Origin of the sequence: Bacillus sp. UMB0728, assembly GCF_002858875.1 — a bacterium.
Taxonomy (GTDB): domain Bacteria; phylum Bacillota; class Bacilli; order Bacillales; family Cytobacillaceae; genus Bacillus_AB; species Bacillus_AB infantis.
In genome coordinates this window covers 1-13,005 of sequence record NZ_PKLA01000001.1, presented here as the reverse complement: position 1 = coordinate 13,005, position 13,005 = coordinate 1, and the positions used below count along the sequence as shown (strand labels likewise).

At 49.4% G+C, this 13,005-nt stretch carries 9 protein-coding genes; all 9 read right to left on the bottom strand.

Going from position 1 to position 13,005, the window contains the following annotated elements:
• Position 1: 1 nt before the first annotated feature.
• Positions 2-334 (bottom strand): putative DNA-binding protein, encoded by a 333-nt coding sequence (locus CYJ37_RS00045; RefSeq protein ID WP_009795933.1) that lies wholly within the window; start codon positions 332-334, stop codon positions 2-4.
• 108 nt (positions 335-442) lie between these two features.
• Positions 443-3,205 (bottom strand): VWA domain-containing protein, encoded by a 2,763-nt coding sequence (locus tag CYJ37_RS00040; RefSeq protein WP_101547480.1) that lies wholly within the window; start codon positions 3,203-3,205, stop codon positions 443-445.
• Positions 3,189-4,955: a vWA domain-containing protein gene (locus CYJ37_RS00035; RefSeq protein ID WP_101547479.1), complete on the bottom strand. Its 1,767-nt coding sequence runs from the start codon at positions 4,953-4,955 to the stop codon at positions 3,189-3,191. Before CYJ37_RS00035 ends, CYJ37_RS00040 begins: the two co-directional genes overlap by 17 nt.
• An 11-nt stretch (positions 4,956-4,966) precedes the next feature.
• Complete coding sequence (locus CYJ37_RS00030) at positions 4,967-5,833, bottom strand: DUF58 domain-containing protein (RefSeq protein ID WP_257964147.1); 867 nt, start codon at positions 5,831-5,833, stop codon at positions 4,967-4,969.
• Positions 5,826-6,842 carry an AAA family ATPase gene (locus CYJ37_RS00025; protein ID WP_009795937.1) on the bottom strand — a complete coding sequence of 339 codons (1,017 nt, stop codon included), beginning with the start codon at positions 6,840-6,842 and terminating at the stop codon, positions 5,826-5,828. The genes CYJ37_RS00030 and CYJ37_RS00025 overlap by 8 nt, the downstream gene beginning before the upstream one ends.
• 5 nt (positions 6,843-6,847) lie before the next feature.
• Entirely contained in the window at positions 6,848-8,440 is a 1,593-nt protein-coding gene (locus CYJ37_RS26965) for a hypothetical protein (RefSeq protein ID WP_180827217.1), read from the bottom strand.
• 13 nt (positions 8,441-8,453) lie between these two features.
• Entirely contained in the window at positions 8,454-9,293 is an 840-nt protein-coding gene (locus tag CYJ37_RS00015; RefSeq protein WP_009795939.1) for an ABC transporter permease, read from the bottom strand.
• The gene (locus CYJ37_RS00010; RefSeq protein WP_101547477.1) at positions 9,290-10,225 is read right to left on the bottom strand and encodes an ABC transporter ATP-binding protein; all 936 of its coding nucleotides are present in this window, start codon (positions 10,223-10,225) and stop codon (positions 9,290-9,292) included. Before CYJ37_RS00010 ends, CYJ37_RS00015 begins: the two co-directional genes overlap by 4 nt.
• Positions 10,225-12,591: a hypothetical protein gene (locus tag CYJ37_RS00005; RefSeq protein WP_101547476.1), complete on the bottom strand. Its 2,367-nt coding sequence runs from the start codon at positions 12,589-12,591 to the stop codon at positions 10,225-10,227. Before CYJ37_RS00005 ends, CYJ37_RS00010 begins: the two co-directional genes overlap by 1 nt.
• Positions 12,592-13,005 lie beyond the last annotated feature (414 nt).

The following is a 13,005-nucleotide window of genomic DNA, read 5'->3' as shown; positions in this document are numbered from 1 at the left end:
CCTAATCTAATTTCTCTAGCTCAGCCACTGCTTCCATCAGAAATTGATGGGAAGGACTGCCTTCTTCAAGAAAAGTTCTCATTTCGCGAATAAGTTTGCTGCGCTGTTGAAATTTATGAAATAACAGCAGCTTTTCTTCATATTCCTCCAGCATTGCTTCGGTACGCTTGATGTTATCGTACACTGCCTGCCGGCTGACGTCATATTCCTCGGCAATCTCACCGAGCGAATAATCATCCAGATAATACAGGGACATATAGCTCCGCTGCTTCGGCGTCAACAACGACTGATAAAAGTCATACAGATAGTTCATCCTCGTCGTCTTCTCCAGCATAGCTCATTCCCCCTTGTTAAGTGAAAAGCCTTTACAATAAAACAGTTTACACAGAACCCCAAACTGTGTCAAGGAAATCCGGGCCCGGCGCCGCTTCTTCGGCCTTTGTCAGCATTTCCTCTTTTTGGCTTCCAGCAGGCGTTTCATTCTCTCTTCCCGCTCATCCGGACTGATGCTTGCTCCGGAGCGTCCTTTTGGTTTCCGGACCTCACCCTGCCGCGCGGCGGGCTCTGCTACCTGAGCGCGGGACTCCGGAACCCGGACGCCTTTCTGCCGGTCGGCCGCCAGCACTTTGGCGGCTGTTTTCTCTAATGGCCGGCTTCCACCGGCCGCTGCAGCCTTCCTGGTCCTTCGTCTGTCCGGAATCAGCCTGAGCCCGAACCTCCTGGCCGCTATCTCCGCAAAGAAGAGGAGGAATGCAGCAAGAAGCAGCCATTCACTGATTGATGCCTTTTCAAAACTTCCTGCCTTCAGCGGGCGGAATGCCTCCTTGCCTTCTTCGAGCCGCTCTCCTCCCGTCAAGGCAGAGATCTCCTTAAGGAGTCCTTCATTTTCTTTTTGCATCAAATATTCTTCTGAATACGGGAGAGTAAAGCCGGTTTTATAGGTCCTTGTTTCTCCCGACAGGCTTTGCTGGCTGATATTGACATAAAACATGCCAGGCTCTGAAGGCATTTTAATTTCGTACTTGCCGGGAGCTGCCAGTTTAGTGCTTGCATCAATTTTTTCCCCGCTATCTGAAATAACTGCTATTTCTGCAGGGAGGGCAGCCTTGCTGTTTCCTTCAAGCAAAACGGCAGTTTCTTCGTTTTCTCTTCGGACTGAAAGGCTGTAAGCTTCGCTCTCATATTTTGGAAGTGAAATGCTGGCGAGTTTATTGATGAACTGCGGCCATTTTTCCCAGCGGGCCCAGTCCCCCGACCATTTTCCGCTTATATCCGAAGTAAAGGCGATCGTATGGCCGATGCCATACTGCCATTGAGCCAGGATCGGATCCTCTTTCTCACTGAGAAGGGGGACCTCTGCACCCTGTTTGGCTTCAGAAGCAATATAGGCATTCATCTGCGGAACCCCGCCTGCAAAAAAATCGCCCCATTCCGGATACGGCCGCAAAGATGGATAAAAAGGATTGTCTTCGATATATGTTCTCGTCGCCATAACAGTTTCCCTTGATAGAATGCTCGGAATCACCGATGAATCCGTGACATCGTAGAAGCGCCCGGTACCAAGCCCAGCCAGCTCTTCCAGCAGATTCCGGTCGGCATCGCTTCCAAGCGCCACAGTCGATAGAGTAATATTGTTTTCTTTCCCCGTCTCTATCATGCTTTCATAATCAGTGCTCCTGGCAGACTGCCCGTCTGTCAGGAGGATGATATGCTTCCGCTGGAGCTTAAGGTTCTCCAGCTCTTCGTATGCTTTTTCGAGGGAAGTAAAGATCTCCGTGCCTCCCCCGGGAGTGACTGAGCCAATTTTGTCCACCGCGTCCTTTTTATCTTCAAGCGGTCCGGTTTCCACGATGACCCACGGCCGGTCATCAAATGCTATGAATCCCAAAGTATCTTTCTCTCGCAAGAGTTCAACTGATCTTGCTGCCGCCTCTTTTGCCAGTTCCAGCTTGCTCCCTGCCATGCTTCCAGAACGGTCCATTACAATCATAAGGCCGAGGGAGGGCATTTCCTTCTTCCCTTTAATATCCATGTTGACAGGCAGCAGCTTTTCAATCGGCGTTTTGAAATAGCCGCCAAGACCAAAGCTGTTCTCTCCCCCCGCCATAATGAATCCTGAGCCAAATTCCTTTACAGCCTTTTCGATAAGCATCATCTGATTCTCGGAAACCACCGTTGCCGGTATATTATTGAAAATGATGGACTGATAGGGAAGAAACCCGGAAAGTGAGGTAGGCAGTTTTTCCGGCACGATGGAATCCGCCAGAAGTCCTGACCCGTCCAGTATGTTTTCAAGCTGGCTTTTTTCCTGCTCTACGATCAAAACCTTGGGAGTCCCTTTAATATTGACAGCAGACTGAAGGCTATTGTTTTCTATGAATCCATCCCCTTCAGCGGAAATTTCAGCCTTGATTGCGGATAAGCCTGTTTCATCGATTTTGTGCTTGAAGGTATAGACATTTTTTCCTTCTTTAACCGTGATACTCTCTTTCAGGACTTCCCGGCTGTTTACAGAAAGCCTTAAATCAGCTTCTTTTGAAGAATTGCTGTCTATCGCCATTGTAATGGATGCTTCTTCACCTTCATATAAGGCCGGAGGGACTTCCAGGCTGGAAATGGACATGTCCTCTTTCCTGCTGCTGTCCAGCAGGACATAATCAAGCTCTATCCCCCGGTTCTTCAAAAGCTTTGCCGCTTCACGGCTGCTTCCGGCCGTTTCCCTTCCGTCTGATAAAAGGACAATCCGCCCAGGGTTTTCCTCCGGCATGAGAGTCGAAGCCAGCTGAATGCCTGCCTCGAGATTCGTTTCACCCTTCCCGGTGTCAGTACTGAACTCCCGGAACTCCCCCTTCATACTGGCCAGAGAGCTTTCAGCAGCAGCTGTTTCTCCAGCCGAGATCACGGCATATGAATCTTCCTTTCCTTTGGACTGAATTCCGGCATCGATGAAATCCAGCAGCTCTCCTTCCCTGCCCTGCACACTGGCAGAGCGGTCGGCGATGAAAACCACCGTTTTTCCCGGAGCAGGCAGTCTGATTGAAGGGACAGCCAGCGCAAAGGCAAGCAGAATGAACACGATGGCCCTCATCACAGCTGCTCCCTTCCTATTTCCCCTGCCCTTTGCTGTCTTGATGTACAAGAATACCAGGAGCAGGGAAGGAATGATGAGCAAAAGCATAAAAGGATGTTTAAATTCTATTCCCACGTCTGAACACCTCCCATTCTGCTGCTATCAGGATGAAAGCGAATAATGCGAGCCAAAACCAAAGTCCGTCCTGCTCTTTTTCCTCATAGCCATTTGAAGCACTTTTATCATTCATTGTAAAGGAAGAGGCATGCCTGGCAGCTTTTTCCCTGTCATCAAGCAGGACAGAGAAAAAATAATGTTCTTCCCCTGCGGCAGCCTGGTAGACTCCCGGCTTATAGGGAGCAGCAAAGTTTTCCTTTGCCAGATCCAGTGAATATAGATTTTCGTTTACATCATTGTAAATATCCAGTGAACCAGAGCCAGCCCCTGCATTGAGCCACTTCTCTTCCCCTGGTGAAAAATAGCCAAGAAAATCTGACTGGGCAGCCAGCCATTGATAGGCATTATACAAGAAGACCGGAAAACCGGGCTGCAATGGCCAATCAGAATCTTCCAAAGCGAAATTGATCAGCAAAGCCGGAGTCCCATTCTGTGTTCCCTTCTGGATCAGAGGGCGCCCGCCTGACTGCAGGAGGGTTTCCCAATCACCTTTAAGCGGCTCGTACGAGGAATCAATGAAAATACTCTCGGCCCCCACATGTTCAAGAATCGGATCATCCGCGGCCTCCGGCAGTTCTTCCAGCTTTTCCCTTCCCGTTTCCGCATTGAAGATGATTACAGGCCTTCCCTCTGCGGCTTCAAGGCTGCCGGCATCTGCAAGGTATATGCCTTCTTCCCCGGCTGCAGCTGTTGAAGGATCGGCCTGAACCAGTTCAGCACCCCATGTTTCAAAGCCTTTCAGCACAAATGGACTGATGCTGCCAACGGCAATCACCTTTTGGCTCGGCTCATTATAGATCGCTGTCAGCTCATTGTCGGCTTGATAAGCATCATCCGCCTTTATTTCTGCCTTATAATACGGATGCTCGGGGAGTCCGGGAATCTGGACTACAGTTTGCCCGTTTCCTTCAATCTCCACTTCCTGTTCAAAGAGCACCTGGCCCTCATATAGTATCCGGAAGGAAAAAGCGGCCTCCTCCGCTGACTGGTTCTCAACGGAAGCCCCTCCGGCAATCCCCTCGCCTTCCCGGACAACACCAAAAGATAAAAGCGCAAGATTCTGCCCTTCTTTTCCGAAATTATGGACTTCTGTATAATTTCCTTCATCCAGGGCCGCGGCTGCTTCTTTTTCAAATCCATCAGAAAATATGTATATAGCTGAATTCTCTGCATCTGCCAAAGAATTGGCCAGCTGCAGCGCTTTAGTCATGTTTTCATGCTCATAAGTAATTTCAAGAGCATTGATTGACTTTTTAACAGCAGCTTTCTCCTTTTCCCCCGACAGGAGGATCTCCGGATTCTCCCCGGCTCTTATCAGAGTAACCTCCTGGCCGGCCATGCTGCCGGCAAGCGAAAGCATCTTCTCCCTTGCCTTCTCAAAGACCGGTTCACCATCTCTTTCAGCAAGCATGGATGCAGAGGGATCGACAACAAATATCAAGCGGCTCCCCTTTAATTCTTCTCCTAACCAGTAAGGCCGGACCAGCGCGAACAGCAGCAGCAGCAGGGCGAGAAGCTGCAGCCAGAATAATAGATTCTGCTGAAGCTTCTTCAGCCAGGGCGATGCCTGCCACTCATTCACTGCCTCCACCCAAAGCATATTGGAAGGAATGATTTTCTCATCAAACTGCTTCCGGAAAAAGTAGAATAATATAAAGGCGATGATAAAAAAGCCTAATAAAAAATAGATCGGGCCAAAAAAGAGCATCGTGTTTCACCTCAATTCAACATGCCTTTACCAGGCAGGATGCGCAATAAAATGGTCTGGATGTCTGTGTCAGCTGTAATCGGTACAAACTGCCCCCCATATTTCCTGCAGGCCGCCTCAAGCTGCCTGCCATGCTCTTCCAGCCTCTTCTTATATCCATCAACAATCACGGGATTCATACTGACATTAACAGAAGTACTGCATTCGCTGTCAATCAGCCTGATATCTCCACTGTAATTCGGCTCGGCTTCCTCCTTAGCCAGAATCTGCAGCAGCCAGAAATCCTGCTTCATGGCCCCTATCCTTTTCATTGCAGAATCAAGAACGCTGAGCGGCTCCATAGTGTCGGTAATGAGGATGGACAGCTGCTGGTTTTTTTGCAGGGCACGGCTTAAATGGTCTGAATAACCCTCATTGATTCCGGCACCTTCCAGCTGGAGGATTTCTGCATATACCTGCTTGCTGTAATTGGCTCCTTTTCTTCTGAGAGAGGCTTTACTTCCAGAGGGCAAAGAGGCGAAATAGAGCCTGTCTCCACCTGAAAGGGCGATATAGCAGAGTGAGGCGGCCAATTCTTTAGCCAGCTTCCATTTTTGGTCAATGCTTTGCATGGAAGAGGATGTGTCCAGATAAACAGCAGCTGAAATCTCCTGTTCATCGAGGAACCGCTTTATATAATGCTTTTGGGTGCGACCGAAAACATTCCAGTCGATTTGCCTGACATCGTCTCCCGGCTGATAGAGCCTGAAATCGGAAAATTCAAGAGAAGAACCAAAGCCGCTGGACTGCCTTGTCCCTTTATGGGCGCCGCGCTTCTTCGTTTTGACCTGCAGGCGCTTTTTCTGCAGCCTTGAAAGAAGTCCGCCTCCTTTATGCATGCTGACGGCCATCCCTGGCAGGATTTCTGGATTCGACCAGATCCCGGATGATTTCATCTGCCGAAATGCCGCTGCTGTCAGCTTCAAAGTTTACGATGAGGCGGTGGCGGAGCACCGGGAGCGCTGCCTTCCTTAAATCTCCCATGGAAACATGGTATCTCCCCTGTGACATTGCCCTTGCTTTCGCCATCATGATCAGGCTCTGCAGTCCCCTTGGGCCGCTCCCGAACTGGATGTACTGCCTGACCATCCCCGTTGCATCCGGCGACTCTGGATGTGTGGCTGAAATGATCGATACAGCTGCATCAATCATTTCTTCACTGACCAGAATCTCCTTCGCCAAAGCCTGGATCTCCAATACATCTTTTTTTGCAGCTGCTTTTTGAACGGAGGCAGTCCGGGTCCCTGTCGTCCTTAATACGATCTCTTTCAATTCTTCCTTCGTCGGGTATGAGACCTGAATTTTGCATATGAACCTGTCCAGCTGTGCTTCAGGAAGCGGATAGGTCCCTTCCATATCAATCGGGTTCTGGGTAGCCAGAACAAAGAATGGGCGGTCCATCATTTTTGTCTCACCCATGATTGTGACTGTTTTTTCCCCCATCGCTTCCAGCAGCGAACTTTGTGTTTTCGGCGTCGCACGGTTGATTTCATCTGCGAGAATGATGTTTCCAAATAAAGGCCCTTCATGAAAAACAAAAGCTTGCTTCCCGCTCCCGTCAGGCTGCAGAAGCATGGTTCCTGTTATATCGGATGGCATGAGGTCAGGAGTGAACTGGATCCGCGAAAACTTCAGATCCATGCTTTCCGATATTGTCTTGACCAGCATGGTCTTCCCCATGCCGGGGAGGCCTTCAAGCAGTACATGGCCGCCGGCGATGATGCTCCACAGCACCTGATCGATCACGTCCTCCTGCCCGACGATAAATGACCTGATTTCTTCCTTCACTTTATCCAGGATAGCGGCTGCTTCTTTAAATTGGTTTGCTTTCTCTTCAATTGACGCCATATTTCTCACTCTCCATCAGGATCTATATTTGTAAAATAGTTCTTTACGATTTCTGCCAGTTCATCAGGCAGCTTGTAGCGCTCAGAGCTTTCCCGGTAAGATCTTTCATAAGATTCATAGACTTCGCTGTACGGCCTGGCGCTCCCCCGCAGGATGGGCCCGGCTCCCTCGCTTTGTCCGGCCGGCCCTCCATCGCCTAATTGGCCTGAATCAGTTTCCGTATTCACCTGGCCCGTAATCCTTTCCGGCACAGTCAGGAGCTCCCTCGAGCCTTGGCCAAGTCCGGCACCTGATCCCATTCCGCCTGAGGATGAACCCGATCCGCTTGAGCCTGAGGATGAACCCGATCCGCTTGAGCCTGAACCTGAACCTGAACCTGAACCTGAACCTGAACCTGAACCTGAGCCGGTGCCTGAGCCGGTGCCTGAGCCGCTTCCGGATCCATTCCCGGCGTTTCCTTTGCCAGGCTGCTGGGCGCCCGTGCCTGTGCTCTGGCCAGGACTCTGCCCGGGGGCGGGCTGTCCGGTGGATCCTGAGAGAGCCAGCTGTCCCGGATTCATTCCATTAGCAGACATTTGGCTGTGGAGTTTTGTCCCTGCCTGGCCGACAGCCTGCTGTGCGGCAGCGAGCCTGGACAATGCATCGGAGGAGTTTAAGGCTTGCTCCAGCTGCTGTGCCAGCTTATCGAGCTCTTCATCTGTCAAAGGCCCGTCCTTTTGAGCCAGCTCCTGGAGAGCTTCTTTTTGCTTATCTGAAAGTTCCTCCAGATTTTTCTGCAGTTCCTTCAGCTCATCCATCGCTTTGTTCAGGTCTTTGTTATCCAGTGCAGCCGCAAGGGAGCTTAAGCCGGCATTATCAAGCCGGCTTTTAGTTCTTTCTAGCTTCCTTTGCCTTTCCTGCTCCTTCATTTTCTGCAGCTCCAGCGACTTATTCTTTTTTTCAAGCTCTTTCAAAGCCTCTGCGGCAGAGTCAAGCTTGCTGATTTCTTCTGCCGTTTCCTCTATCAGCTTCCTTGTTTCCGGATTCTTCTCTTTCTCTGCTTTTTCATTGAGCTGTTTTTCAGCGGATTCTACAATTTCTTTTTCTTCGTCAAGCTGGCTTGCTCTTTCCATTTTCGTGCTGGGAAGAAAAGCGGCGGCTGAAACTGCGAGAAGAACAGCCAGCGCTCCGAGGAACCATTTAGGGTAGAAGAACTGCTTTTTGCGTTTCAGGACAGATGCCTGGTCCCTCTTCATATAAGCTAAGGCCTCTTCAAGCTGCAGCAGCTCCATTAGCCCTTCGCTGTTCAATAGTGAGTATGCCGTAAGCACCCTGTCATCAGGTACAAAGCGGTTGTAAACGGCAGCTGCCTCCCGAAAGCCCGGCTTCCGGATCCAGAACCTCCAGAAAGAAAAAGATAGAGACGCAAGAGCAGCTGCAAAAAGATATACCGGCAGATCCGTGATGACCACCGTCCGGGCCAAAAGCAGGACGATAAGTATGGAGGCACCTCCGTAAAAAAGGAGAAGCTGAAGCTCCTTCATTGCAGCTGCAAAGAGAAGCTGGCGCCGGACAGGCTTCAGCAGATTTAAGAACTGCTCCCTGTTTTGTTTGGCCATACGCTGACAACTCCTATCCCTTTTTCATATTTGGCCTGAGCTTTCTTATGCTGATCAGCAGCGCCAGCACAAAAATCACCGAGCTTGCGATCAGGTGGGCGATCCAGAGCGGAAATTCGATTCCTGTCTCATTAGCAAGCTCCCTCAGAAAGTCAGGTGTAAAAATGCCGAGAAGGACCATGGCAGGATTCAGCATGGCGGTAAAATAAGCAAACGGGCTGTCTGTCTGCACATTTGGATTCATATTCCCTAACTGCATCAGAATCATCGTCAGAAATGCCGTTCCACCGACCAGAAAAAGTGTGGCCCCATAGGTTGTAACCATAGAAACGACTGTTTTCCGGATCAGCGTTGAAAACAATACCCCAAGGCTGCCGTAAACCATGATCGTAAAGATGTAGAATCCGAGTGTCAGGGCCACCTGTCCAGGAGATACCCCTCCAAACAGGAATACGATGCTGTAAAGCGGAAGGCTGGCTATGATAAGCAGGAGCAGGAAGGAAATAGCAGATACGAGCTTGCTGATGATGATGCTCGCGGAGCTCTGTGTCGTCGTCAGCATGATATTAAGGGTCTGCCTCTCTCTTTCACTGCTGATGACCCCTGCTGTCAGCCCGGGTGTAATGAACAATATCAGGGCAAGCTGCAAAAAGGACAGGACAATGAACATCTCCCTGCTCTGGTCAGGCTTGAAATACCCCTGGCTGTTCGACATCATATTAATAAAAATGAAACCCAATATAATAACTCCTAATGCCAGGAGATAAAATAATACGCCGAGAAAGCTCTTGAACGAGCGGAACCGCAGTTTTATTTCTTTATTCAGGACGGGATTTACGGCAAAATTTTTCATGAAAGTTCCACTCCTTTCGTAATTTCCATGAATACATCTTCAAGGTCGGTTTCCGCTTCTGCAAAGCTTGCAATTGAAAGACCGGCTTCTATCGCGTTTTTCAGCAGAGCAATCTGGCCGGCATCATCCCCTTTGTAGACAAACTGGAGTAAATTTTCACCTTCCCCGGGTCTTAGCCCGCTCACACCGGGAGTGTCCTCAAAGAATGTAAAGGCTTTGTGCACATCCTTAAGGACTTTGACCATGATCAGTTTCTCTCCGCGCAGTTTTGCCTGTATTTCTGTGACTGACCCTTCTGCTACCAGCATCCCTTGATCGATGATCCCGATCGTGTCGCACATTTCTGCAAGCTCCGGGAGGATATGTGAAGAAATAAGAATGGTCTTGCCCATGTCCTTCAGCTCCTTCAATATCTCCCTCATTTCCACGCGCGCCCGCGGGTCGAGCCCTGATGCAGGTTCATCGAGGATAAGGACTTCCGGGTCATGGATGAGGCTCCTTGCCAGACAGAGCCTCTGTTTCATTCCCCTTGAGAGCAGGTCAACGTAAGAATCGCGTTTGTGCTCAAGGTTGACCAGGTCCAGGAGCTGGGGAATAAGCTTTTCCCTTTCCTTAAAATCGATCCCATAGCTGGCACCGTAAAAATGGAGATACTCTTCTGCCTTCAGCTGATCATAAACACCAAAAAAATCTGGCATATAGCCGATTTGCCGGCGAACCATCTTCGGCTCGTCAGCGACATTATAGCCATTTACATAGGCGGTTCCAGATGTAGGCGCCAACAGTGTCGCCAGAATAGAGAAGGTGGTCGATTTGCCTGCGCCGTTCTGGCCGACAAACCCGAAGACCGAACCTTTTTCTATTTGGAGGTTCAAGCTGTTCAGGGCTGTAAATTTACCATATCTCTTTGTTAAATCAATAATCTCTATCATTAGGATGCCTCCCCTTTAATCGTTATTTTCGGCATCGTGATTTGAGGGTCCTTCGATGTCTTGATAATGCGGACAACCACTTTTCCATCTTTGCCAATATAGCGTCCGATATCTTCCTGGATAGTGAGCTTTGATTCGAACGGCTCCATTTCGCCAGATTCATGGTTCAGGACTGCATATTCAGCAAATTTGGCCTTCGTCGATACGGACAGCTCACTGAATGCCAGGGATTTTCCTTTCACTTGTGCAGGCAGAGATGCAATGAACTGATATTCCCCATCATCAGCCATCATTTGATCTTTGCTGCCATTGACGTTCTTTTCGTAAACCATGCCCTGCACCGCCTCAAGCTCGGTATCAAGCACCTCATTGGACAGGGAAAACTCGCCTGTAAAATCAACCTTCGCTTCAAATGGTTCAAAGATGAGATTCAGGCCCGAAACTTTTTCTTTTTTGGACAGAAGATCCGCCTCAATGACACTGTCCTTCGTAAGTCCGGCCAGCATCGGGCCTTCAGCAGTCCCGCTCCCTGAGAAAAGGAAGGCAGATGCAGCATATTCAAGCCTTTCTTTCTTCATGAGATCCAGATCCTGGTTCGGCCCCGGATAGCCATAGCCGGCGCCCGACATATACGGGGCGGTGAGAAAGTCATTCTTCACTTTTTCGTCGACTTTCAGTGTTTCACCTTTTTTCAGGCTGCCGACATTGATCTTATTCGAGCCGGTCCATATATACAGCTCCTCAAAATCATATGGAAAGCTATTTGTCACAGTGCCTGACAGCCGTTTGTCCTTAAGCGTCAGATCAGCCTCCAGGCCGCCTTCCTTTTCTTTTTGCGATTTGCCGAATATGGTCCTGGATGACCAATACTCTACTGCATTAAAAACAATCCTCGTTTCCTTGCGGCTCTGTTCAATGACACCGCCGCCGGAATGATCTGTCCCCGCTCTGTTCAAAGTGCTGGGAATCGCATTGAATTCCCCGCGGGGAACAGAAAATGCATATTCACCGCTTGTGTTTGAAAGCAGGGTTGCCGCCTGAATACCGATAAGCTGGCTGTTCACTGCTTTATAGACGCCCAGTTGATTGACCTGAGGCTGTCCAAGCCTGTCTTTTGCCCCGATGCCAAAAATGGCCACTGACATCAGCACAGCCAAAGAAGGGATGATCCACCAGGCATGTTCGCGTTTGTCCCGCTTCTTCAAAATAAAATAAAGGATCGGGACAATGACGATTATATAGCCGATGAGCAGCAGCAAGAGCTGACCGATTGAAAAGCTGGAAGCAGGGAAATATTCATTCGCTTCAGCAAATTCATAGGTCAGCGGATCATAAATATCCGGTCCATACTGGCTTCCTGCGGCAGATGGTGCAGGGACTGACTGCAGAATCCCGCCAAACCACCTGCTGTAGCCAGTCCAGGAAGACAGCGGCTCATCGCCGAGTGAAAAGGCAGTCTGCAGGATTGTGCCGCTTCCATAGTCAGCTTTCACTGCTGCAGGGACATTCCCGCTAAGCGAGAGGATTTCCGCCTGATTTTCGACAGGGCCGTAAAACATAGGCAGCTCCTTGAAAGGAGGCTCATTCTCTCCTTTATCCGCAAGAAAGGAGGCAGAAGACTTCCCTTCTTTATCCGGCTTCATCGGCAGAAGTGTATAGAGGACACCCAGGGATTGGCCTGCATCAGGAGCTGCACCGGCAATCAGTATTCCACCATTCCCAACCCAATCCTTAATGGCATTTTGCTGGGCCTCTGTCAGGTCGGAAACAGCAAATTCGTCGAGCAGGAGATAGTCGAGCATTTCAAGCCCGAGCCCTTCTTCAGGCAGCTGTTCTTTTTTCAGCTCAAGTGTCTCCACTGCTGCAGAGGGAAGGATCCTCAGCTCCTTGAGCCGGTCATAGTCCTCGCTCAGGATGCCCATTGTCATTTCTCCGCCTTCTATGTATTTCGCCTTCAGCTTCGTGTCGCCGGAGAACTTGACTTTATTCCCGTCCTTCCAGCTCCCTTTATAAAGGTGGATGGCAGGGAGGTTCTGATATGATGATGGGTGGTCCTCCGAATTGCCCGGTATTGTTATGTGAAAGGATTTCGAAGAATTTTCCGGCAGATTTGCCTTGATGCTCATGGCTCCGCCGGAATTATAGGAAGGGTGAAAATCAATCAGCAGATCCCCGCTGAACGCCTCTCCTGTATTTTCAGCTTTGATAGTCAAGGGAAAGCCTTTTCCCCTTTTAACTTTTCCGTCCAGGCCTGCTTCTACTGAAATGCTGATGTCTGCCGGTGCTGCATAAGCAGGCTGGTTTAAGATAAGAAACAGCAGCAATGCAGCAATCACAGCAATGATTGCTTTTGTATGTTTACGCAAAAAAACTCCCCCCAGATTATTATTCCACTACAATAGACGAACAGGAGCCGGCAAAAGTTTGCAATTCTTAGAAAATATAAATCTATTGCAGGGCTTGCCTTTCCGGCTCATGTATAATAGACGAAATAAATCAGGATTCCCCTACAGGGATTGAGAAAAAAATCCAATTAAAGCGCAAAAAAAACAGCCTGCGTTTTGCAGACTGCCAAATCATTAAAACTAGGATAGTTTGCAGATAAGGAAGGGGGGCTTTCAATATCCTTTCACTAGCTCAGTATTTACCTTTTTAACAAGGGGGATGTTGATTTCCGTTCCAGGCACTTCGCTTTCCGCGGGGCGGCGCTGAGCCTCCTGATATGAACGAAACTGTCAAGATTCCCACTCCACCATCGTTTTGGTTTTATTTTTGGGCAC